General features: G+C 67.5%; 23 protein-coding genes and 3 pseudogenes. 4 read left to right on the top strand and 22 right to left on the bottom strand.

Annotation, left to right across the window (positions count from 1 at the left end; genetic code table 11):
• Positions 1–43 precede the first annotated feature (43 nt).
• Positions 44–982 carry a LysR substrate-binding domain-containing protein gene (locus ABS735_RS31540; protein ID WP_373902672.1) on the bottom strand — a complete coding sequence of 313 codons (939 nt, stop codon included), beginning with the start codon at positions 980–982 and terminating at the stop codon, positions 44–46.
• Positions 983–1,119: 137 nt separating this feature from the next.
• On the opposite strand from ABS735_RS31540, the gene ABS735_RS31545 reads away from it, so the two are divergent.
• Positions 1,120–1,674 carry a peroxiredoxin gene (locus tag ABS735_RS31545; RefSeq protein WP_003973945.1) on the top strand — a complete coding sequence of 185 codons (555 nt, stop codon included), beginning with the start codon at positions 1,120–1,122 and terminating at the stop codon, positions 1,672–1,674.
• Positions 1,675–1,680: 6 nt separating this feature from the next.
• Positions 1,681–2,217 carry an alkyl hydroperoxide reductase gene (locus ABS735_RS31550; RefSeq protein ID WP_052840909.1) on the top strand — a complete coding sequence of 179 codons (537 nt, stop codon included), beginning with the start codon at positions 1,681–1,683 and terminating at the stop codon, positions 2,215–2,217.
• 105 nt (positions 2,218–2,322) lie between these two features.
• Here the strand turns inward: ABS735_RS31550 and ABS735_RS31555 are convergent, their stop codons facing one another.
• The 3 genes from ABS735_RS31555 to ABS735_RS31565 form a co-directional block, all read right to left on the bottom strand.
• Complete coding sequence (locus tag ABS735_RS31555) at positions 2,323–3,726, bottom strand: AI-2E family transporter (protein WP_373902673.1); 1,404 nt, start codon at positions 3,724–3,726, stop codon at positions 2,323–2,325.
• Positions 3,727–3,889: 163 nt separating this feature from the next.
• Positions 3,890–4,588, bottom strand: coding sequence for an aggregation-promoting factor C-terminal-like domain-containing protein (locus ABS735_RS31560; protein ID WP_373902674.1), 699 nt, complete (start codon positions 4,586–4,588; stop codon positions 3,890–3,892).
• A gap of 494 nt (positions 4,589–5,082) precedes the next feature.
• Complete coding sequence (locus tag ABS735_RS31565; RefSeq protein ID WP_373902675.1) at positions 5,083–6,408, bottom strand: PhoH family protein; 1,326 nt, start codon at positions 6,406–6,408, stop codon at positions 5,083–5,085.
• Positions 6,409–7,517: 1,109 nt separating this feature from the next.
• On the opposite strand from ABS735_RS31565, the pseudogene ABS735_RS31570 reads away from it, so the two are divergent.
• A pseudogene (locus ABS735_RS31570) lies at positions 7,518–7,730 on the top strand (winged helix DNA-binding domain-containing protein); the annotation flags it as partial.
• Positions 7,731–7,889: 159 nt separating this feature from the next.
• On the opposite strand, the gene ABS735_RS31575 reads toward ABS735_RS31570, so the two are convergent.
• The 8 genes and pseudogenes from ABS735_RS31575 to ABS735_RS31610 form a co-directional block, all read right to left on the bottom strand.
• Positions 7,890–8,717, bottom strand: coding sequence for a class I SAM-dependent methyltransferase (locus ABS735_RS31575; protein WP_373902676.1), 828 nt, complete (start codon positions 8,715–8,717; stop codon positions 7,890–7,892).
• A 107-nt stretch (positions 8,718–8,824) separates the two neighbouring features.
• Positions 8,825–8,914: pseudogene (locus ABS735_RS31580) on the bottom strand (LLM class flavin-dependent oxidoreductase); the annotation flags it as partial.
• Positions 8,915–8,935: 21 nt separating this feature from the next.
• Positions 8,936–9,598 (bottom strand): annotated as a pseudogene (locus ABS735_RS31585) (LLM class flavin-dependent oxidoreductase); the annotation flags it as partial.
• A 724-nt stretch (positions 9,599–10,322) separates the two neighbouring features.
• On the bottom strand, positions 10,323–10,910 hold the full coding sequence (locus ABS735_RS31590) for a hypothetical protein (RefSeq protein WP_373902677.1): 588 nt from the start codon (positions 10,908–10,910) through the stop codon (positions 10,323–10,325).
• A 95-nt stretch (positions 10,911–11,005) separates the two neighbouring features.
• Complete coding sequence (locus ABS735_RS31595; protein WP_373902678.1) at positions 11,006–12,358, bottom strand: hypothetical protein; 1,353 nt, start codon at positions 12,356–12,358, stop codon at positions 11,006–11,008.
• Positions 12,355–12,672 (bottom strand): hypothetical protein, encoded by a 318-nt coding sequence (locus tag ABS735_RS31600; RefSeq protein ID WP_373902679.1) that lies wholly within the window; start codon positions 12,670–12,672, stop codon positions 12,355–12,357. Before ABS735_RS31600 ends, ABS735_RS31595 begins: the two co-directional genes overlap by 4 nt.
• A 106-nt stretch (positions 12,673–12,778) precedes the next feature.
• Complete coding sequence (locus tag ABS735_RS31605; RefSeq protein ID WP_373902680.1) at positions 12,779–13,810, bottom strand: hypothetical protein; 1,032 nt, start codon at positions 13,808–13,810, stop codon at positions 12,779–12,781.
• Positions 13,798–14,466, bottom strand: a complete 669-nt coding sequence (locus ABS735_RS31610; protein WP_373902681.1) for a hypothetical protein — start codon at positions 14,464–14,466, stop codon at positions 13,798–13,800. Before ABS735_RS31610 ends, ABS735_RS31605 begins: the two co-directional genes overlap by 13 nt.
• 276 nt (positions 14,467–14,742) lie before the next feature.
• Between ABS735_RS31610 and ABS735_RS31615 the strand changes: the two genes are divergently transcribed.
• On the top strand, positions 14,743–15,117 hold the full coding sequence (locus ABS735_RS31615) for a DUF192 domain-containing protein (protein WP_373902682.1): 375 nt from the start codon (positions 14,743–14,745) through the stop codon (positions 15,115–15,117).
• 102 nt (positions 15,118–15,219) lie between these two features.
• Here ABS735_RS31615 and ABS735_RS31620 read toward each other — a convergent pair whose 3' ends face one another.
• The 10 genes from ABS735_RS31620 to ABS735_RS31665 all read right to left on the bottom strand — a co-directional run bounded on the left by ABS735_RS31620 (position 15,220) and on the right by ABS735_RS31665 (position 22,457).
• Complete coding sequence (locus tag ABS735_RS31620; protein ID WP_373902683.1) at positions 15,220–16,065, bottom strand: hypothetical protein; 846 nt, start codon at positions 16,063–16,065, stop codon at positions 15,220–15,222.
• Positions 16,066–16,124: 59 nt separating this feature from the next.
• Positions 16,125–16,799 carry a hypothetical protein gene (locus tag ABS735_RS31625; RefSeq protein ID WP_373902684.1) on the bottom strand — a complete coding sequence of 225 codons (675 nt, stop codon included), beginning with the start codon at positions 16,797–16,799 and terminating at the stop codon, positions 16,125–16,127.
• A gap of 56 nt (positions 16,800–16,855) precedes the next feature.
• A complete protein-coding gene (locus tag ABS735_RS31630; RefSeq protein ID WP_373902685.1) occupies positions 16,856–18,106 on the bottom strand; it encodes a putative T7SS-secreted protein in 1,251 nt (416 codons plus the stop codon).
• A 68-nt stretch (positions 18,107–18,174) separates the two neighbouring features.
• On the bottom strand, positions 18,175–18,480 hold the full coding sequence (locus ABS735_RS31635; RefSeq protein ID WP_373902686.1) for a hypothetical protein: 306 nt from the start codon (positions 18,478–18,480) through the stop codon (positions 18,175–18,177).
• A 229-nt stretch (positions 18,481–18,709) separates the two neighbouring features.
• Positions 18,710–19,186, bottom strand: coding sequence for a hypothetical protein (locus tag ABS735_RS31640; protein ID WP_373902687.1), 477 nt, complete (start codon positions 19,184–19,186; stop codon positions 18,710–18,712).
• A 6-nt stretch (positions 19,187–19,192) separates the two neighbouring features.
• Complete coding sequence (locus ABS735_RS31645; RefSeq protein WP_373902688.1) at positions 19,193–19,786, bottom strand: OmpA family protein; 594 nt, start codon at positions 19,784–19,786, stop codon at positions 19,193–19,195.
• Positions 19,787–19,812: 26 nt separating this feature from the next.
• Positions 19,813–20,391: a hypothetical protein gene (locus ABS735_RS31650; RefSeq protein ID WP_373902689.1), complete on the bottom strand. Its 579-nt coding sequence runs from the start codon at positions 20,389–20,391 to the stop codon at positions 19,813–19,815.
• 32 nt (positions 20,392–20,423) lie between these two features.
• A complete protein-coding gene (locus tag ABS735_RS31655; RefSeq protein ID WP_373902778.1) occupies positions 20,424–21,026 on the bottom strand; it encodes a pilus assembly protein TadG-related protein in 603 nt (200 codons plus the stop codon).
• Positions 21,023–21,223: a hypothetical protein gene (locus ABS735_RS31660; RefSeq protein WP_373902779.1), complete on the bottom strand. Its 201-nt coding sequence runs from the start codon at positions 21,221–21,223 to the stop codon at positions 21,023–21,025. Before ABS735_RS31660 ends, ABS735_RS31655 begins: the two co-directional genes overlap by 4 nt.
• Positions 21,224–21,554: 331 nt before the next feature.
• Positions 21,555–22,457, bottom strand: coding sequence for a DUF5936 domain-containing protein (locus tag ABS735_RS31665; RefSeq protein ID WP_373902690.1), 903 nt, complete (start codon positions 22,455–22,457; stop codon positions 21,555–21,557).
• Positions 22,458–22,463: the final 6 nt, after the last annotated feature.

Raw genomic sequence — 22,463 nt, forward strand, 5'->3', positions numbered from 1 at the left:
TCCAGACCGATGTGACTGAGCGACCGCCCCGCCGGGCGGTCGCTCAGTCGTGCACCGTCCGGACCGGCAGGTCCGCCATCGCCTCCCGCAAAGCCGCCGCCAGTTCCTCGTACTCCGCCGCGCGGGCCGCGCCCGTGCGCATGGCGAGGGCGACGCGGCGAGTGGGTGCCGGGTCGGTGAAGGACGCCGTGAGGAGCTGGCTGGAGCGTGAGGTCTCCACGCGGACGGCGGTGCGCGGCAGCAGCGTCACCCCGAGGCCGCCCGCCACCAGCTGCACCAGCGTGGACAGTCCTGCGGCCGTGGTCGTCGCCGGGACACCCGCGCGGCCCGCCTCCCGGCAGATGTCGAGCGCCTGGTCGCGCAGGCAGTGGCCCTCGTCGAGCAGCAGCAGCTTCAGCTCGCGCAGCACCGAGCGCTCGATGCCCTCCCTGCCGCCGAGCCGGTGGTCGAGCGGCGTGACCAGGACGAAGTCCTCGTCGAAGAGCGGGAGTTCGGTGACGCCGGGCACGCCGAGCGGCACCGCGAGCAGCAGCAGGTCGAGCCGGCCGGTCGTCAGGCCCTCCAGGAGGCTCGCCGTCTGTTCCTCGTGGACCTGGAGGTCGAGGTCGGGGTAACGGTCGTGGACGAGGCGCAGCACCGTCGGCAGCAGGTACGGCGCCACGGTCGGGATGACGCCGAGCCGCAGCGCGCCGGTGAAGGGTGCCCGTACCGCCTCGGCCTCCTCCAGCAGCGCGCCGACCTCCGCCAGTACCGCCTTGGTCCGCACCGCGAGCCGTTCACCGGCCGGCGAGAGCAGCACCTTGCGCGTCGTGCGCTCCAGGAGGGTGACACCCAGTGCCTCCTCCAGGGCGGAGACGGCGCCCGAGAGCGCCGGCTGGCTCATGCCGATCGCGGCGGCGGCGTCGCGGAAATGCAGGTGCTCGGCGACCGCGTCGAAAGCCCGCAGCTGAGCGAGGCTGGGCTGCCTCTTCTTACCGGACACTAATAGCCACCTCCGATCAACTCGACCGAGTATAGCTATTTCCCTAATCAATGCACCCTGTGCCAACATCATTAACGTCCAACCCATGGGAAACACTCGCAAAATGGGTGTTTCTTCGCTGCACTTTTGGAGAGCGCGTGCTCACTGTCGGTGACAAGTTCCCCGAGTTCGATCTGACCGCCTGCGTCTCGCTGGAGAAGGGCAAGGAGTTCCAGCAGATCAACCACAAGACCTACGAGGGTCAGTGGAAGGTCGTCTTCGCGTGGCCCAAGGACTTCACCTTCGTGTGCCCGACCGAGATCGCCGCCTTCGGCAAGCTGAACGACGAGTTCGCCGACCGTGACGCCCAGATCCTCGGCTTCTCCGGCGACTCCGAGTTCGTGCACCACGCCTGGCGCAAGGACCACCCGGACCTGACCGACCTGCCGTTCCCGATGCTGGCCGACTCGAAGCACGAGCTCATGCGTGACCTCGGCATCGAGGGCGAGGACGGCTTCGCGCAGCGCGCGGTCTTCATCGTGGACCAGAACAACGAGATCCAGTTCACGATGGTCACCGCCGGCTCCGTCGGCCGTAACCCCAAGGAGGTCCTGCGGGTCCTCGACGCCCTGCAGACCGACGAGCTCTGCCCGTGCAACTGGAGCAAGGGCGACGAGACCCTCGACCCGGTCGCGCTGCTCTCGGGGGAGTGATCTGACATGTCGCTCGACTCCCTGAAGTCCGCCGTACCGGACTACGCCAAGGACCTGAAGCTCAACCTGGGCTCGGTCATCGGCAACTCCGACCTCCCGGCGCAGCAGCTGTGGGGCACCGTGCTGGCGACCGCCATCGCCTCGCGCTCCCCCATCGTGCTGCGCGAGCTGGAGCCGGAGGCGAAGGCGAACCTGACGCCCGAGGCGTACTCGGCCGCCAAGTCGGCCGCCGCCGTCATGGCGATGAACAACGTCTTCTACCGCACCCGGCACCTGCTGTCGGACCACGAGTACGGCACCCTGCGCGCCGGCCTGCGGATGAACGTCATCGGCAACCCGGGCGTCGACAAGGTCGACTTCGAGCTGTGGTCCTTCGCGGTGTCCGCCATCAACGGCTGCGGCATGTGCCTGGACTCGCACGAGCAGGTGCTCCGCAAGGCCGGTGTGGACCGCGAGACCATCCAGGAGGCGTTCAAGATCGCCGCCGTGGTCGAGGCCGTCGGTGTCACGCTGGACGCCGAGGCGGTCCTCGCCGCCGAGTAGCCCCGCGCGGGCTCTGTCCCGACGCGGCGCACACGGCACGGGCCCCGCTCACCGAAAGGTGGGCGGGGCCCGTTCGCGTGCCGATGCCGGAGGGGCGTCGCTCCGCTACGCCGGGGAGGCGTCCGACGGCGGACCGGCCTCAGGGGGGTCCTGGGGCTCCGGGGCCTCCGCCGCCCGGTCGACCGCCGGGGCGGCGTCGGTCGACGTGGCACCGTGCGGCTTCGGCTTCTGCCGCAGGGCGGCCTCGCGGGAGTACGCCCGCAGATAGCCCACGACGGTGTTGGTCACCGCCACCAGGGGTACGGCGACCACGGCGCCGCCGATGCCGGCCACCATGCCGCCGGCGGCCACCGACAGCACCACCGCCAGCGGATGGACCCGCACCGCGCGCCCGAGGATGAACGGCTGCAGGATGTGCCCCTCGATCTGCTGCACCACCAGCACCACGACGAGCGTCATGACCGCCGCGAACATGCCCTGCGTCACCAGCGCCACGACGACCGCGAGCGCGCCCGACACCACGGCGCCGACGAGCGGGATGAAGGCGAACAGGAAGATGAACACGGCCAGCGGGACGGCCATCGGCACATCAAGGAAGTAGATGCCGAGACCGATGAAGATGGCGTCGATCAGCGCGACTATCACCGTGCCGCGCACGTAGGCGGTCAGCGTCCGCCACGCGCGCGGTCCGGCCCCGGCCACGCCCGGCCGGGCGGCCGCGGGCACCAGCTTCAGCGACCACTGCCAGATGCGCTTGCCGTCGTAGAGCAGGAAAAGCGTCGAGAAGGCGGCCAGCAGGATGCCGGTGAGCGCCTCGACGACGACCGTGACGCCCTCGAGTCCGGCCGACGTTATCTGGTCGGTGTTGGCGCCGACCGCTTCCCGCAGATTCTTGGCGATCTCGTTGATCTGCTTGTCGGTGACGTGGAACGGGCTGTTCAGCAGCCAGTTGCGCAGCTCGTCGATGCCGTCCTGGACCTGGTCGGAGAGATTGTCGATGTTCTCCATGACCTGCCAGGTGACGAACCAGCCGATCAGTCCCATCACGACGAAGCCGAGGATCGCGGTCAGGGCGGTGGCCGGCCCCCGGGGGACCCCGTGCCGGCGCAGCCAGGCCACGGTCGGCTGCAGCAGCGCGGTGATCAGCAGCGCGGCCACGAACGCCAGCACCACCAGCTGTACGGCGCTGATGATCCGCATCAGCACCCACACGGTGCCCGCGAGCACCAGCAGCCGCCACCCGGCCTCCGCGGCCACCCGTACTCCCCAGGGCACGGCCTGCGCCGGGTCGGGGCGGTTGCCGACGACGACCGTACGGTGTGCGGCGAGGTGTTCCGCGGCCGCGTCCTCGGCCGGGTCCTCCCCGGACTGCGGCACGTGGTCGGAGTCCGGGCCAGGTCCGTCGTCGGCGTCGTGCCGGCGCGCCTCTTCCCGGCGCTGCTCCAACCGCTCGCTCATCTGCGTCAGTCCGGCGCCGAGCCGGCCGAGCCACCCTGGCACTCGTGACATGATCCGTCCTCTTCCCCCGTCTTTCCCCACCACTCCCCCCTGGAGTCGTTCCGGTCCGACCGTACATGGCGGGAGCGCGAAAGCCCCTCACCGTAGGACGGTGAGGGGCTGCGCGAGGTTGAGCGTGCACCGCGCCGCCGGGGAAGGCGGGCGGACGGCGGGCTCAGTACCAGTGGTTGGCCTGCCAGAAGGACCAGGCCTCGCACGGGCTGCCGTAGCGGTTGTCCATGTAGCTGAGGCCCCACTTGATCTGGGTCGCCGGGTTGGTCCGCCAGTCGGCGCCCGCCGAGGCGTACTTGCCCGCCGGGAGGGCCTGGAAGAGGCCGTAGGCGCCGGAGGAGGCGTTGACGGCCTGGTAGTTCCAGCTGGACTCGTGGTCCACGATGTTGCTGAAGCACTGGAACTGGCCGCTGGGCACCATCTGACGGGCCATCGCCTGGATCTGGCTGGTGCTGTAGGAGCTCTGGACGGCGAAGGTGGTGGACTCGCGCTGGGCGTCGCGGCTGGCCGCTTCCTTCTCCGCCTCGCGCTTCTTGGCCTCCTCGGCCGCCTTCTTGGCCTTCTCCTGCTTGGCCACGGCGGTCTCGGCGGCTGCCTTGCGGGCCGCCTCCTCGGCGTCCTTCTTGGCGCTCGCGTCCGCGGCGATGGCCTGCACGTCGGCCTGCTGCGTCAGGGACGCGGTCTGCACCTGCGCCTGCTCACCCATGGGGATGTCGGCAAGCAGGGTCGTGCCTGCTGCCGTCGCCTCCGCGTCGTCGTTGTTCTGCGCGACGCTGCCCGAGGCAACTCCGACGACGCTTCCGACGGCGGTGACCGCCGTGGCCGAGGCCACTGCGAATCCCCGGACCGAGATCCGGCTCACACGGTTTCCTTCCAGCATCGCCCGCTTCGGTGACCCTCGCGGACGCAATCGTGCCCCTGGCGCTGGCCTCCCCAACTACGGGTCACGGGAGGCACGGGCCCGGTGGACAACTCCCTCGGCGGGAGCGCCGCGTGGTGCTCGGGCGGCATACGACTCGACTATGGAGTTGGAACTGGTGCTTCTGGGGCGCCGTACCGCTGGGGGTACAGCTGTGTCGTATGCGGGGCCTGACAGGAATGAGACTCTGCCGTAACCCGACGGGGTGAGGCAATTCTGTGTTGCGTGTGAAAGCTCACATCCCGTTTGGCCCTGGGGATTCACGGAAATCCACACACGCCGAGGCGCCGCCCGGCTAGGCTCTCGGCCTTTTCCGGACGGCGCCGACTGGCGGGTAACCGACCCTTGTCGGGACGGAGTTCTCGGACGGGTCAGGTGCGTCAGAGACGCCTGAGACACACCAAGACGTCACAGACGGGTCAGACGGCCCACCCGGGTCAGATGTGTCCGTCCTCCAGCATTTCGGTCACGAGCGCCGCGATCTGGGACCTCTCGGAGCGCGTCAGCGTGACGTGCGCGAAGAGCGGATGCCCCTTCAGCTTCTCGACGACGGCGACCACCCCGTCGTACCGGCCCACCCGCAGATTGTCCCGTTGCGCCACGTCATGGGTGAGTACGACCCGCGAGTTGGCCCCGATCCGGGACAGCACGGTCAGCAGGACGTTGCGCTCGAGCGACTGCGCCTCGTCGACGATCACGAACGCGTCGTGCAGCGAGCGCCCCCGGATGTGGGTGAGCGGCAGCACCTCCAGCATCCCGCGCGCGGTCACCTCCTCGATGACCTCCCGGCTGGTGACGGCCGACAGCGTGTCGAAGACCGCCTGGGCCCAGGGGCTCATCTTCTCGGCCTCGGAGCCGGGCAGATAGCCGAGCTCCTGCCCGCCCACCGCGTACAGGGGACGGAAGACCATCACCTTCTGGTGCTGCCGGCGCTCCAGGACCGCCTCCAGACCGGCGCACAGCGCGAGCGCCGACTTGCCGGTGCCGGCCCGGCCGCCCATCGACACGATCCCGACGTCCGGGTCGAGGAGCAGGTCGAGCGCGATCCGCTGCTCGGCGCTGCGGCCCTTGATGCCGAACGCCTCCCGGTCGCCGCGCACCAGCCGGACGTTGCCGTCGGGCGTGACCCGGCCGAGTGCATTGCCGCGCTCGGACTGGATGGTCAGCCCGGTGTGCACGGGCAGCTCGGCGGCCTCGGGGACGTAGACCCGGCCCTCCTCGAAGAGCACGTCCACCTGCTCACCCGGCAGGGTGAGTTCGGACATTCCGGTCCAGCCGGAGGCGTCCGTGATGGCCAGCTCGGCGCGGTACTCCTCGGCGAGGAGGCCGACGGAGGACGCCTTGATCCTGAGCGGGAGGTCCTTCGATACGACGGTGACGTCGAATCCCTCCGCCTGCAGATTGCGGGCGACCGCGAGGATGCGGGAGTCGTTGTCCCCCAGGCGGTAGCCGGTGGGCAGCACGCTGGGGTCCGAGTGGTTGAGCTCGACACGGACGGTGCCGCCGAGGTCCCCGATCGGGATGGGGGCGTCGAGGCGACCGTGCCGTACCCGGAACTCGTCGAGCAGGCGCAGGGCCTGCCGGGCGAAGTAGCCGAGTTCGGGATGGTGCCGTTTGGCCTCCAACTCCGTCACCACGACGATGGGGAGCACGACCTCGTGCTCGTCGAAGCGGTTCAGGGCGTTCGGGTCGGCCAGCAGGACGCTGGTGTCGAGAACGTAGGTGCGCCTGTCGGGCTTGTGGCGCTTTGTGCTGGTCACCACGGAAGGACGTACCCCCTCGGAAGAGGTCGGGGAGCGACGGAGTGGACGCTGGGCCAGGAGGGCGGGAACGAGCCGACCGGTCCAGGGCCCGTCTGACGGGAACCGTCAGGCAGGTCCTCGGGGCCGCCCTGCACTGGCGCGGGCCGTGGACCGACCCTCCGCCGCGTCTTCCGTGCCGTGACCGCACGGTGGGGCTGGTGCAAAGGGCCTCCCGGGCGGACGGCTCCGTGCCGTCCGCTGAGATCCGACACCCGTGGTTCGGGCGTCGACCTGCTTGGGTTATGCCCTCGAACAAGCGCCGCCATGCCAAGACACAGGACGGCGCACCGGTGAACTCCTCGTTACGGGCGTACCGCTCGGACCGGACCGCCCGGGCGCGCCGCCGGGAGGGGGCGGTGCGCGAGCGGGCACGACGGGCCCGGGAGAGCCCGAGGGGGCCCGAAGGGAAGGGGCCCGAGATGAAGGGGGCCCGAGAGGGCATGAAAAAACGGGCCGGTCCGTGGGGGGGGAGACGGACCGGCCCGAGGGGGGGTTTCCACCATAACCCTTCGTAAGTGATGCTGCGTGCATCGGCGTGCCACAACTACTCTCCGAAGTCACCCGGCGACGCCCGGATGGCCGCGGAAGCCCTTGTTCCGCCCCGAATCATGGCCAAATCACAGTGAACCCGCCGAACTGCAGGGCGAGCAGCCGATTCGCGGGTGAGCGGAGTGACGGAAGGTGCGAGCCAGGACCCCCGGCCCGGTCGGCGGCCGGGCACGGCGAAGCGGTAGCCCACTCCCCCGTCCGGGTGACACCGTCGCCCTACGCCGACTTGACCCGGCACCGCGCAGCCCCCTCCACTGCGCGGTGCCACGCGCGCAGCTTTGCTCACGCGAATTACCTGGGTCCGAACTTACGTGACCGGACGACTCGGATTCGACCCAAGGAGGACAACGGTGAATAACGATGTGGAAACCCTGTGAGGATCGGCGGCTGATTTCGCACCCTGCCTCCGGGCACGCGGATATTTGCGAAGGTGCGACACTTACGCCCGAAAGGTCCACCACGCGGAGGGCCGATCCCGATGTAGGACGAGCTCCGTCCTAGCTCCCCCCTAACGTCGGCTCATGACGAAGACGACGGGGATCACTTGGGCCGCGGCGAGCGCTCGGCGCTTCGAACGACAGTTCCTGGCCATGTCCGCCCGAACGGGCACGCCCGTCGCCGACGTGGCCGCCGCGATGCTCGGCGTCCACGCCCGGGTACTGTCGGCGGCCGAGCTGTCGGTAGGCCTGCGGACCGACGGCGTGACCCGCGCGGACGTACGGAGCGCCCTGTGGCCGCCGACCGTGTCGCCGGCCGGGGCACCGCCCGCCGTACTGCAGGCGGAGGCGGAGCTGGTGATCGGCGAGGTGACAGCGGGGGCGCACGCGTGAGGACACGGTCGCAGGGCGCGGGGACTGGAGGCGGGGACGCCAGGGCGCGGGCGTCGGCCGGGGCTACTCCGGCCCGGGCAGCTCCAGTCCGGGCCGCTCCAGTCCGGGCCGCTCCGGCTTGCGCACGTCGAAGAGATGACGGGAGCTGTGGGCGACGAAGGGCCCGTCGGCCTCGATGCGCTCGTGCAGGTCGCGCAGCCGGTCGCGGTACCCCTCGACGGTGAACCCCGGAACCATCCACACGACCTTGCGCAGAAAGTGGACCACGGCACCGACGTCGAGGAACTCCATCCGCAGCCGCTCAGCCCGCAGCTCCACGACCTCCAGCCCGGCCGCCTCGGCGTCGGCACGCTCACGCTCGGGATGACGGTGCCGGCGGCCGGCTTCCGGCAACGGCCCGAGGAAGTACTCGATGAGCTCGAAGACGCTGGCAGGCCCGACGTGCTGGGCGAAGTAGGTACCGCCGGGCGCGAGCACGCGGGCGACCTCGTCCCAGTGCGGCTCGACGGGATGCCGGCTCACGACCAGGTCGAAGGCGCCGTCCGCGAAGGGAAGAGGCGCGTCGTCGGCCGAGGCGACCACCGCAGCGCCGCGCGGGCGCAGCAGCCGGGTTGCCTTGGCGACGTTGGGCCCCCAGCCCTCGGTGGCGACGACGAGCGGGGCCCGGTCGTGGCCGGCGGCCTCGAGGGCGAAGTCCAGCACCTCCCCTCCCCCCGTCTGCACGTCCAGTACGGCGGTGGCCCCGGCCAGCCGCCTCGCCATGGACCGCGCGTATCCCCAGGACGGCCGCGCCTCGGTGGCCCGCCCCTCGAACCAGGAGAAGTCCCACCCTTCGGTGGGAACGGACGCGGCTTCGGCCACGAGGTCGTCGAAGGAACGCATGTGCGGCATGGCTAGGCCGCCACCAAGGGCCGGACCCGCTCGGCGGCGAACCGCACAAACCCCTCCGGGTCGGGCTCGTCGCCGGTCGGCTGGAGGATCACGGTGTCGGCCCCGGCCTCGGCCAACCGCCGCACGGCGTCGGCAACGGCCTCCGCGTCCCCGGCGCCCCCGAGATCCGGCACGTCCCCGACGCCTTCGGCGACCAGTTCGGCCCGGAGCCGTTCCCGGGCGTCGGCCCCCGTGGCGGCGAGCAGATACACGACGACCTTGTGCGCGCCCTCCGTCCGCCCAGCCGCGGCCCGCCCTTCGTCGATGAGCCGCCTGGCGCGGCGCACCCCGTCGGGCGGGGTGTTCGCGGTGAGCACGGTCCCGTCGGCGGCCTCACCGGTCAGCCGCAGCGAACGGGGCCCGGTGGCGCCGGCGAACACCTCGACGGCCTGCTCCGGCGGCCAGTCGAGCGCGACGTCGCCAAGCCGGACGTAGCGTCCCTCGACCGTGACCCGCTGTCCCGCCAACAACGCCCGCAGCGCGAGGAGATGCTCCCGCAGCAACGTGACGGGCGACTCGGCCCGCGCCCCGACCTGCCCCATCCAGTCCTGCACCCCGTGCCCCACGCCGAGGACGGCACGGCCGGGGAACATCCGGTGCAGCGTGGCGGCCTCCATCGCGGTGATGGCCACGTTCCGCAACGGCACGGGCAACAGCCCGACCCCGACCCGCACCCGCTCGGTCCACGCGAGGGCAGCGGCGGCCGTGGAGATCCCACCTTCGCGGAAACAGTCCTCCCACAGCCACAGCTCCTCGAGCCCCACCTCGTCGGCAACACGCGCCACGGCACGCAGCCGCTCGGGGGCGAGCTGAGGACGGAGTACGGCACCGAGTCCAGTCATGAGCCCTTCCTACCCTCGCCGCCGACCCCCGGACAACACCATTAGGACGCGGCCCCCAGCGGGTCCTCGAAACGAACGGTCTCGACGATCCGCCGCAACAACGCCCGGTACTCCTCCCGACGCGCGACCGCGACCGTACTGACCGTCAACACGGCCAGCCTCCGGCAGTCGGGGTGGGGGAGGTGGGCGTGGATCTGTAGGAGGGGGACTTGAGGAAGAGGGCTGTCTGTCGCCGGACGGCGTACGGCCTCACTGATGGTTAGAGGGCCGCAAGGCATTTCGAGATACTCGACGTGCCGGTGACCGGCCGAAGCAGTAACAGCACGGGCCGCGGTCGCCGCACGCGGAGCCGTTGCGGTGTCTCGCCAGGTGATGGTGAACAGGGAAAGCAGCGGCTGTGCGCTGCCACCGACGTCGTCACGGTGCACACCCACCGAGCAGTGGACCGTCCCGAACTCGCGCAACGCTCCCAACATCCGCTGCCCGGAGGCGAGGAGCGCAATGTACTCCTGCCGAACCATTTCACTCGGAGCCGCTGTGAGTAGCGGCGCGGCAGCTACGCGCAGCCGATGGGCCTCAGGAGTTCCTGGCTCCGCGAGGAGACTGGCCAGGGACAACGCCGTAAAACCTGAGGGCTCAACGAACCACAGTTCTGCATGGGGATCCAGGAGAGACTCATGCGCGGTGATCCCAGTAAAACTCACGGCACACCTCGTCTCAGGGCTCACGGATTAACGGGGTAAACGCCGGCACGTCGTCCACGCTCAATGTCAGCGGGTGTAGCACCCCAGTCGGAAAAACGCCACCCACTCTGCGCGTCGGTACGCTGCTCGACGACATGCAATCGACGGGGGGCTCCTCCCCAGCGAGGCGGCGCGGCAACGATTCCGATGAACCGAGGGTCACCCGCAAACCAGATGGTTTCGATCTCCGTCTTCAGGCGCCTTTTGGCGCGAGGAGCCATTCGACGGGACCACCACCGCCTTCTTAGGTGATTAGGGAATACAAGTGGAAGCAATTGTTCAGAGCGAGCCGGGTTGAGGAACTCAAACCACCCATATTGCTTACTCACCACTTCCGGGCGCCTTGTCAACCCTCTCGGAGCATCTCGCACGATTTGCCATGGGTATGCACGCAGAATCCGCAGCATCAAGAATGCTGTCGGAAAATGCTTGAGCTGGATCAGCGCTCGGTACGGGCCATAAATGAAGTACGGCATGAACACCCATACGACCCAGTTAGGCACCCAGAGCGACACCTGCAACAACACGATCCAGCCCGCAATCCATCCAATCAGACCGATCACGTTCATGGCCATATGCACTGCCCAGGCCCATCGCGTTGAACGATGACCCCAAGCTGTCAAGTTACCGGAGGAATCCAACTCCATGCTCTTTCCGGGTGTCATCAGAATACATGACGAACCAGACCAATGAGTCCGCCATTGTCAAGGAGGAGACGAGATCCGTCGATCCCGGCTACGGCACCATCTTTGATGCCGTCATCGTCTGCATCCACAGCCTTGTTATAGAGGCCGTACCCGCCGGTGGCGACCCCTGTGAGGCCTGATGCCGCAGACACGGCCTGCGCGGCCTTCTCCGGATTGTTGAACCCGCGCACAGCACGCGCAATCAGATGGTTCTCCAGTCCAGCGATTTGCCCAGCTTCATCGAGAGACTTCGAGCCATAAGTGGCAAGCTTCTGCCAGACATCCAGCGATCTAGTGCCCGTTTGAATGACATCTGCCGCTTCGATACCTCCCTTTGCTACAGCACCCAGCCCAGGCAGCACCCCCATGAAATCGGCGCCTACTGAGACGAAATTGCTCCAGAAATCTGCGTCAAGCTCGCCCTGGGTGATGCCGTCCATCAAAGACGCTCGCACCTCTGGGTCGCTGAGCCGCAGACCAAGAGCCGTAGCACTCAGCCCAGAAGCCGTCAGCATCAATGCCGCCACCGTCGCCAGCCCCAGAGGCCCGGCGAAGAGAAGCGCCACAACCCCGATCAACCCCGCCACAAAACTGAGGATGTCCGGCAGGTTGTCGCCCAGCCAGTCGAGTACCTCGTCGAACCAACCCGGCTCATGCGGCACCAGCTTCTTCGTGGCGTCGCGGATCTTCCGCGCCCGGTACCCGGCCTTCTCCTCATGCTCCTCGGCCAGCCGCTTCGCCTTGCCGATGATCCTCTTCAGCTCGGCCTGGGCGTCGTCGAGGTCACCGTTCGCGCGCGTCAGGGCCTTCTGCGCGGCGTCACCATCGGCCCCGTCCTTCTTCACGTCCGGGTCGGCGCCCGCTCGCTCCGCACGCCCCTGCGCGCGATCGACCACGGCCTGGGCGTCCTTCGCGTCGCCCTCCAGCTTCCTGGCCCGCCGCTGGAAGTCGTCGAGTTCGCCCTCCCAGCGGTCCAACTGCCTGGCCGCCTTGCGGACCGAGTGCGCCGCGTTCTTGAGGTTCAGCGGCAACGGCCCGCCGTCCAGTTGCTCCCGAAACGCGACTGCGGCGTCGCCCTTCCAGTAACTGCCGTCGAGAAGCTTGGTGACGAGGTCGTACGCCTCCTGCAGCACCTTCGCGCATCCGCTGAGCTTCTTCTCCAGCCCGCGCACGGTCTCCGTGTCCCCCGGCACCGGATTGAAGCCGAGGTGCGGATACTCCGGGTTCGGAACGGGCGGCGCGGACTTGAGCCCCTGTGGCTTGCCCAGGTCCGCCCGCGACTGCGGGTCGAGCGCCGCACCGTACTGGTCCTCGCCGGCCGTGACGGTCACTTCTCGCCGCCGCCCTTGGCCTCGCGCGACTTCCGCACCGCCGCCTCGAGCGCCTTGTCGACCTCGAGGTAACTGTCCTTGCTCTTGCCGATGATGTCGGCAAGGTCCTCCGTCTGCTTGCCGATCTCCTCGGAGCCGTACTTCCAGTCGTCCTGGAACGCCTCGCACGCCGAGTCGAGCTCGTCCGTGCCCAGCCCGACGATCGTCGCGTCCGACAACGCCTTCCGGACACCCTTGAGCGAAGTCGACGACTCTTTCAGCGACTTCATGAACCGCCCGAGTTCGTCGCCGTCAACGGCGAGCCGCTCCGCCACGTCCCGTCCCCTCTCACCGGTCCACTGCACCGATGAGAGGAACGACGACGTCCGGTTTTCGTGACGCCCACGCGACCGCCACCGCCCTGAGGACTGGCGAGACCGCTCAGCGGTTGACGGCCTGGATTTCCTGGACGACGACGTTCTGGGTGGCGCCGAACGTACCGTCAGGCAGGTTGCCGCCCGCACCGCCGGTGCCCGTCCAGTGGATCTTCCAGGTGACCGTCGCCTGGAGCGGGAACGTCCCGTCGCCCGAGGACCGCAGGTACTTCACCCCGCACGGCGGTGTCTCGTCCGCCTTGCCCTTCTCGTACGGCGCACCGATGCGGCCGTCCTTGATCTCGCAGACCCCCGATGCCGGGTAGGTCTCGGCGTCCGGGGTGCCCGCCTTGATCCGCAGCGAGACCGGCTCCGCCGTGGCCGTCGCACTGATGCCGATCTCCTCCACGGAGGCAGTGACCGACACCGGCTTGAACTCGGCACCGTCCAGCCACGCCCACGTCGGAAGGTTCACCTTGGTCGCCCCCGCGGGCGCCAGCGTCACTTCCGTGCCGGGGACGCGGATCTCCGCGTAGGCGAGCTCGGCGAGGACTTCCGGCGTGACGGCGTTCTCCTTGTCCGCGGGCGGAGGGCCGCCCTTGTCCACCCAGAAGTAGTCCGTGTCGCACTTGTCCCAGCCCGGCGGGAAGCTCTCATTCACATACGAGCCCCACCAGAAGCCCTTGCCCGTCTTGTCCTTGTTGAAGCCCTTCTTCTCGTCCTTCGCGTTGTACTTCTCCCGCTGCTCGGCATCCCACTGGTAACCCGTGGACTCGGCCTCCCAGATCGGCTCCAGGTAGTCCTGCAGCTCCTGAGGCGTGAACTTCGGGGCATACCAACACGCCGGCGGGGACCACGACGTGGACGACGTCACCGCACCTACGGAATCACCACTCCCGTTCTTCGAACGGTCGAACACCACGCCACCCACGGACACCGAAACGGTGCCGTTGCCGTCGGTGTTGGCCTGCTGGTCCGTGGAACCGCGGTTTCCGCCCTCACCACGCCCGCCCGCGAAAGCCGCCGGGGCCGACACCACCGAGAAGAGAACTATCGCGACAACGGTCGCACACCTCAAACTCTTACTCACGGCTGGCATTCTTTACTCCCCCGGTTTGACGCGATGTCGGTCGTCTGCCAAACGCCTTCGGCGTTCTTCGCAAGCTTTGCGTTGTAAAGGACGTAGCTGTCCGCCGTTGTCGGCGTGTCCTCGACCTTCCCCGTCTTCTTGTCCTTGATGAACGACTTGCTCTCGTCCGAGCAGTAAGTGACGTATGCCTCGTGATCTCCGGAAAGGCTGACCTTGTAGTCGAAGTACCGAGTCTCGCCCACCCACGTGTGCTTCTTGTTGATGTAGCCCAACGCATACGTGATCGAGTCGCTCAGCGCGGATTCGGCGTTGTAGTAGCCGAGGGCCTTGGTGTCGGTGTTCCCCTCGAAAATGGCCTCGTCAACAGAGTTGACACTCAGCGTACTGTCCGCAAGGGCTGCGTCCTTCGCCGTGTTTCCCGTCTTCTCGTACTCGAAGACGTTCTTGGCGTCGGAAGGGAACGTGATCTTCGGTCGGTCTTCGGCGCCCGTCGGGCTCGGGCTCGGACTCGGGGCGGCTGACGTCTCATTGCCCGTGTCGGCACCTGCGATCTTGTCGCTGTCCTTTGCGGCGCCGTCGTCGTCGCTGCCGCACGCGGACAGCGTCAGGGCCGCAGCGGCGGTCAGCGTGAGCGCTGCGAGCAGGGTGGGGCGGCGGCGATTCACGGTCAGCTCCTGGGTCGGACGAGGCTTCTCTCGAGCGAAGCAACGCTATCCACCGGGGTCGAGCGGCACCAGGGTGACACCCGTCTCTCTCCGGTGCCCCATGAGTCCAAAGGAGCTGTACGTGTGGCTTCTTGGGCCGTAACGGTTGCGTAACACGCCGGAAGCAGCAAACAAGCCGGGCCGCCACAAGGGTTCTCAGAACCCTGTCGATTCCGCTCCGGGGCGGGATACGTTCGGCAGGAAGGTGGGACCGGTGACCAGGACAAGGGGGCTGGTATGGGACGCCGGCGCTGGCTGGACGGAGCGGGCACGCTGGTCGTGGAGGGGCAAACCGGCAGCAGAAGCGTCCGCGTTCCGTTGGAAATCGCGGGCTCCTATCGCGCCCGCACCAAAGGGTTATTAGGGCGTTCCTCCGTCGAGGGGGCGATGCTCCTGACCCCCGCCAACAGCGTGCACACGTTCCGGATGAGGATGGCCATCGACGTCGCCTACCTCGACCGGCGGCTCACCGTCATCGCCGTGCGCACCATGCGGCCGGGCAGATTGGGTTTGCCCCGGATGCGTGCGCGGCACGTACTGGAGGCGCAGGCGGGTGCCATGGTCGGGTGGGGAGTACAGGTGGGAGCGCAGGTCACGGTCGAGGATGAATAGGGATCGGGGCACCGTCCATCGGGGCGCAACCCGTACTTTCGTCAGGCTGCTGCCGACGCGGGTCCTGTCCTGTCCAGCTGTCCATGTCCGGGCGACACACTCCTACTCGTGCGGGACTTCCTCGACCACGGTCTCGCCGAAGCGCCACGACCCGCGGTTGCCGACCGCCTCCGCCCGCAGACCCATCTCCCAGGCAATCCGAGCAGCACGCTGTTGCGATATGTCCGGATAGCGCTCCGGAGGAACCTTGATGTAGCCGCGCCTGTCGGCGGGATACGTACGCAGTGCCTCACGAAGCTCTTCCTCTTGCTCCAGGAGCGTGGTGTGGTTACGGGTGACGGTCTTGTACACCTTGCGCACAGTGGTTGACGGTTTGCCGTCGTCTCGACGTTTCGCGGCGTCCGATCCTCGCCATGTCATCCAGCCGACAGCACTGAGCGCGGCCAGGGCAAGCGCCCCCGCGCCGAGCGCGTCGCCGGTCGCGTCCGCCTGCCCCGGAGTCTGGGGGCGCAGTTCGCCCTCGGGATCCTCGATCACGGTGATGGCCTGCCCGACATCGAAGGAGTCCGACGGGGACTTCAGAGCGCGGCCAGGAACCCTCGTACCGTCCTGATGCTGCAACTCGTAGTTGTAGTCACGCGCCTTGCGCCCTTGCGCGGGATCACGCCACTCCTTCACGACCGTCGCGGTGACCTGATCACCACGCTGCTGCAGCGTGAGGTCGTCGCGGGCCACAGAGGCGACATACACACCCATCGCAGAGGTAAGCACGATGAACAGGGCCGCGCCGGCACTCGACTCCCTGGCTCCCAGTTTCCGAATCAGCGCGACGAGAAGCATCCCGTGCACGATCCACAGGAGGATCTGAACAACAGTCCCCACGCCGTCCACCAGAAAGAACATTCCTGCAATGACGGCGAGCACATAGCAGCCGATGGCGACCGCCACCAGGAGGGGATGCCGCGCGCGCCCCTCACCGACTTCGCCTTGTACCTGTGCTGCCCCGCTCATACTTGTCGCTCCGATCCTCCGGCACCCTGCCCGCTAACGTCCGAAGAATTATCCCCATGGGGTTCGTCCGACGAGATGGACTTCATGATGCCGCCGAGCACATCAAGGTACTCAGCCCAGTGTTCGATGTCCTGGGTCATGAAGACAAAAAGAACCGAACCGGGGCCATGTTTCAGTGGCACATTGAACTGCACTTCCCGGACTGTTGCCGGTACGGGCTCGTCGAGACCGAAGAGGACACCGGGAATCTCGAGGTCTTGGTCACGAATACAGAGGGCCGAGATGCCGTACGGCAGCATGACGAGCCCGACCTCGGCATCCTGGTACAGGCGGCGCCACTGAGCCGCCGTGCGCTTCGCCGATCCCTGTCTGTCCTGGCTCTGCGGACCCGAATCCGGTCGCTCGACAAGCACACACAGCGTCCCCTGAGACAGCTTGTCCCCGTGCATGCGCAGTAGGCAGCTCGATACGTACTCGGCTCCGCCCGCGATCATGGTCTGAAGGAAGTACTCGCTCGACACCACAAGATTGAACTGCTGTTGCGGTGTGGCTTCGACAAAGAGTTTCTCGGCGACGTCCGCCATCCGGAGCAGGCGTGACTCCGCATCCTCCTCTAGGTCGATCTCCGTGAAACCAGGCGGCAACTCGAACCAGAAGTCGGCTGCGTCCACGGGTGAAACAGTGTTCGCGTGGGGCACACTCGCGTTCAGGGAGTCGGTGGGCGTCATCAGTCCGTCAGCTCCCAGGCGCCGAGTCCGACAGCGCTGCCCACTGCGACCAGTCCGCCGAATTTTCCACCGCCAGCGCCCGTTGCTACGTTGGCCACCCCGGTGCCCCATGTAGCAACGTCGTACCGGCCGGCACTCGTCTCGTACGCGTTGACCGCGGTCGGGGCTGTCCACGCGAGTTGGGTCGCAGCCTGGATGCCTTCAGTGGCTGTCAGGGCGGCACCACGCGAGACGCCCAATTTACTGGCAGCTGCCATCACAGGCTTGTCAATCACCTTCGCGACGGGGTCTGCGGCCTTCATGAGGTTCTTGGCTGTGGCACCCGCCGTTTTGATGCCTACCTTGGTGCCGGAGACGACACCTCCGGCTGCCCGTCCGGCCTTGACGCCCGCTTTGATGCCGCGGAACGCCGCTCCGACACCAGGCACCATGCCAAGCGCGTCGCCGCCCAGCGTGAGCCAGTTACCGATTCGCTCACCAGTAGGCGGCCAAAGCCCGCTCCAGCCGTATGCCGAGGCGTGAGCCGCGAACGCCACCGCGCTCAAACCGATGGCCAACGGAGCGAGCACCGGGCAGAAGATGGCCACGACGCCGATGACCGAGGCCGCGACGGTGATCCAGTCCGCGTGGCTCTTGATCCAGTCGCCGATGTCGGAAAGGAGTTCGCCCACCTGACCGGGGAGGTCGGCTATCGCCTCGCCGAGATCCGCGATGGCGTCACCGAGCTTGTCCCACATGCCGGGTTCGTTCGGAGCGATGTTCATGGCGCTCTTCAGGCGGTCGGCTATCTCCTTGCCGTACTCCTGGTAGTTGCCGGCCATGCGTCGGCCGCGGCGGCGGAGCTCCTCAAGCTCAAGCTCCTTTGCGTTCACGGCGTGGTCGGCGTCCTGGACCCTGTCCTTGTGGTCCTGGGTGTCCTTCTTCTCGTCGTCCGCGTCCTTGAGCTTGTCGGCCTTCGAGTTCGCCTTGCCCAGCTGCTCCTGGGCTTCGGCTGCCTGCGACTCCAGCCGTACGGCTGCCGCCTGCTTCACTTCCATGTACGCTGCCCAGTCCTCCAGGACGGTGGCAGCGTCGGAGAACGAGTCACGTGCGTCATCCATCCGAGGACGGAAATCGTCGTCGAACTTCTCGCGGAAGACCTCTGCCGCCTTCCCCTCCCAGTCCCCGACACCAGTTCCGTGCAGGACCTCGGATATCTCGGCGAGGGCCTTCGCCGTCCTGCGGACTGTCTTGGCCACGTCGTCGGCCATCGTTTGGTCACCCGGGCACGGCACGAACCCCAGGGCAGGGAAGTTTTCCAGTTTCGTCGCACTCACGGCTACTTACCGTTCCCCTTGCCCTGCTTCTTGTTCGCTTCGGCGAGTTCGTCATCGAGCTTCTCGAAGGCCTCTTTGACCGTAATCAGCGCCTTGGAAGCCTTTTCAGAGAATTTCGTGAGTTGTTTGATCCCATACGACCACTCGTCGCCGAAGTCGTCCATGCGGCGGGCGAGCTCGGGCACCCCCATGGAACTGCCGGTGACCTTCTCCATCTCACGCCCCGGCTTCTTCATCAGTTCAGCTATGTGATCGAGGTTGTGTCTCACCCGGTTCAGTACCTCGTAGTCAGCGGTCAGATCGCTCACAGTTCCCCCATTCCCGTGCCACGCTGTACGGCCGACTGAAGCTCGAGGGCCGACTCGTTGCTTCACCTGAGCAGCGAGGCAAGTCAGCAGCGGCAACGCGCCTCCTCAAGCACAGCAAAGCTATCCAGAAGCAACTTGGGAACGCCAGTCCGACTGGGGCTCTTCAGTCAGCCGACGGCCCTTCCGAGCCACCCGCGCCCCACCCGGCAGCGCGTCCCGGCGTCGGCCGTCAGGGCGAGACGATGTGGAGGAGTGCCGTGCCGTCCGTGTCCGTCGTCGCCTGGATCACCACGGTGTCAGGCTGCGGGCTCGGGCGGGTGCCGGCGAGGCTGCCGCAGGAGTTGCCGCTGCCGTGTTCGCGGAGGTACGTGAGGCAGCCCTGGTCCGGGCCGTGCGCGGCGCCCTTGGAGCTGTTGCTGCCCGACTTCACCTCGTACTCGATCTTGTTCGGGCCGACCTCGGTCACCGACAACGTTGCCCGGCCGCTGCCGCCCGGTCCCGGGAAGTGGAGGGTCACGGGCTTGGCCACCGTGATCTCGCACTCGCCGTCGGTGCAGGCACTGACGTCGGTGCCGTTCGCTGCGGACGGGGAGGGCGTGGGGGGTGCGTCGTCCGATGCCTGTGTGTTGCTGCACGCGGCCGTTGTGAGTGCCGTCAGCGCCGCGAGGGTCGTCAGGCCGGTGCGGGAGCGCGCTCGCTTGTTCACGGGGCGTCAGGGCTCCGAGCGCGGGAAGGAGACCTCTACCCTGCGGTTCTTCTTGCGGCCGGCCTCCGTCGCGTTGTCGGCGATCGGGTACTGCTCGCCGTAGCCGCGGACCTCGTAGGTGATGCCGGCGTCGTTGAGGGACTGGGACAGGATGTCGTGTACGGCGTTGGCGCGCCGCTTGGAGAGCACGTCGCCGTGGGCGGAGGAGCCGAGGTTGTCGGTGAAGCCGAAGACGCGGACCCGTGTGGCGTTCTGGGTCCTGATCTCTTCGGCGATGCCCCTGATGCGGGACTTCGCCTCGGCGCCGAGCTTCGAGCTGTCCTTGCCGAACAGCACCTCGGCCTGGAGCGCGAGCGTCACGCTCGTGTTGGTGTCCTCGCGGCGTTCGTCGCCGCTCTGCTCTTCGACCACCGACTTGATGTCCAGGACCTTCGCCTGCGCGAGCGTGGCGCCGTCCGGGAGCTTCAGGTCGGGGTCGTTGGGGTCGACCTCCACGGGGGCGGAGGCGGAGGGTTCCGTGCCCGGGGGGTCGTCAGCTGCGTAGGACTGGATCGTGCCTACGCTTGCGGCCGTCAGGACGGACGTGGTGAGAAGCGCCATGACGCGGCTATACGTCATTGTTCGCCTCATCCGGAGATCTCAATGGGCGCAGAAGCGAACGTTGGCAGTTGAAACGTGACCTCGACCGTACCTGTAGGAGGTGCCGGGAACTGCATGAAGACAGGGACTGATGCTCCCGGCTTGATCCGCGGCATGTCTGTAGTCGTCAAAGGGCGGCCATCGGTGTCACGCAGCACGTAATAGCGCTTCTTCTTGGCGGCGTCCACGAGCGTGGCGCCGCCAAGTGATCCACCGTGGCGCATGATCTCTGTTTCGTCGCCCCTCGTTTGGATCGGGACACGCGCCGCCTCAGCGCCGTCGTTCTTGATCTCGCCACTCACCGTCACGAATCCCCCCGCGTCACGTTGGGCGGAGTCGATGGTGAGCAGTAGTCCGTTCTCACCTTTCAGTTCAGCCAGCGACGAATCGATCCCCTCTTGAGCAGTGGGGTCCGACTGACTCTCTGCCGTGGCGGACGCTGATGCCTCAGGCTTCTTGTCGTCGCTGCCCCCACCACTGCAGCCGCTCACACCGAGGGCCAGCCCGACCGCAATAGTCAACGCGGTCACTTCTCTGCGGACCCTCCCGGCCCACCAAATGCTCATCACTCCGCTCCCTTTGTCGCTCTTCGTCCCGACTAGCTGTCGGCCAGATGTACGTCAAACAAATCCTGGGGCTTCGGCAACTCTGGGCTGTCCTCCGGATCCAATTCCCATTCCTGATCCTCGCAGGTAAGCCTGGGAGGAACGTCGTCCTTCCCGTCCCCGTCGGGAGGCTCGATCTCACAAATGGGTTCGATCACAGCAAGAGCAGAGGCGTGCGCGCGCTTGTTCTCTGTACCTGGGACGATCGACTTCCCGACCGGATCGTCTGCCGTGACCTCCACCCTGTATCCGAGTGGACCGTCTGGTGCACAAGCATCGACATGGGCGTCGTTCTGCGAAGCAAGTTGAGCAGCACGCCAACACGTGTCGTCGAGCCCCACACCGAGCCCGTTGAAAATGCGCTCCCAAGAGGCCGGATCCCCTATGTTGTCCACCCATTCCCCAGCGAGCTGATCGCGGGCCTCCTGCGCCGCAGCGAGCGCTGCCGCATCGGCTGCCGTCTGGGCCCCGCTACGGTTCGTAGCAGCTTGACCGACCGCGAGATATGCGAGCGCGAGAAAGAGCAGACCTGCCACCACTGTGATGTAGATGGGGAAGGCCTGCCCTGCATCCCCTCGGCTGAAGTGCCGTGTCAGCCGATCAACTCGTCGATCTTGTCCGTGATCGCGTTGTAGATCGTCTCGCCGATATCCGTCCCCGTGATAGCCAGCACGATCGCCACCACCACCGCGATGATCCCCAGGTACTCCACCGCCGTCTGCCCCGTGTCCTTGCGGCGGTCGGCGGTGTGGGTGTGCAGGTATGCGGCGGCGGTGTGAAGCCAGTTGGTCATGGTGTTCCCCTCCAGGGTGGGCGAAGCCGCGTTCCTCGTGCGGAACGTACGGGTGGGCGGCGGGGATCTGCTGGCTGGTCGTGCCGGACGTCGCGGCGTCCACGATCTCCACCCCCCTTGCGCTCGGTTGGGACCTCGACCTGTCGGGAGTACCAGGCAACGACTGTCCCATAGTTGATTGCAAGTGCGAAAGGCGTTGTGCGGAAGTAGCCCTACTGGGCGTCGGCTCGTAGGTTGTTGACGTCGGTGATGCGTGTGCAGTCGCACTTTGATTGTTTACGTGCTCCTCCCCTCCCGGGTGCGTGACCGGCATGTCGCCGCCCCTCCTCCCCTACTCGCCCGTGATCGTGCCGAAGTCCGTCCCCGAGCCCAGGATCAGACCCGCGCCGAGGAGGATCATCGTGGCCGGGACCATGAAGGTCGTGATCATCAGCGTGGCCTTGGGGACCGCGCGGGCGGCCTTGCGGCGGGCGTTCTGGGCGTCGGTGCGGCGCATGTCCTTGGCCAGGGAGACGAGGGTCTCGACGATGGGGGCGCCCAGTTCCTCGCCCTGCTGGAGTGCGGTCACGAACATCGCCACCTGTTCCGAGTCGTTGCGCCGGCGCAGTTCCGTGAAGGCCTCCCGGCGGCTCATGCCCAGGTCCATCTGGCGGAGCGTGATGCGCAGTTCGTCGGCCCAGGGGCCCTCGTAGCGCGTCGACACCCGGTCCAGGGCCTGGCGGAAGCCCAGGCCCGCGCTGACCACCACCGCCAGGACGTCCAGGAAGTCGGGGAGCGTGCGCTCGATGACGTCCCTGCGGATGCGGATCGCCGACCAGATGCCCACCTCCGTCCAGAACGCGCCGAAGGCCAGCAGGAGGAGGGCCACCAGGTACTGGCCCCGGAGGAGGAAGACCAGGAAGCCCAGCGCGCCCAGGAAGCCGTAGACCGCGCGGCGGGCGGCGTAGCGGTCGATGGTGAGGCCGCCGGGGTTGCCGGCCAGGTCGATCCTGCGGCGGTACCTGGCGACCAGGGCCGGGCCCATCAGGCGCAGTACGGCGGGGGCGTAGCGCATGCCCATGCGGTCGATGAGGGAGTGCGCCGCGCCGGTGCGGGTGGCGCCGACCTCCAGGGCGAGGGCGAGGTCGTCGGGGAGTTTGGCGTCCGCCCGGTACATGCGGATGCCGGCGAAGATGCCCCAGACGGCCAGGGCCATGAGGAGGGCCAGGAGTATTCCGGGGAGTGCGAGGCCCATGTCCGT

It is taken from the genome of Streptomyces sp. MMCC 100 (genome assembly GCF_041538145.2).
Taxonomy (GTDB): Bacteria; Actinomycetota; Actinomycetes; order Streptomycetales; family Streptomycetaceae; genus Streptomyces.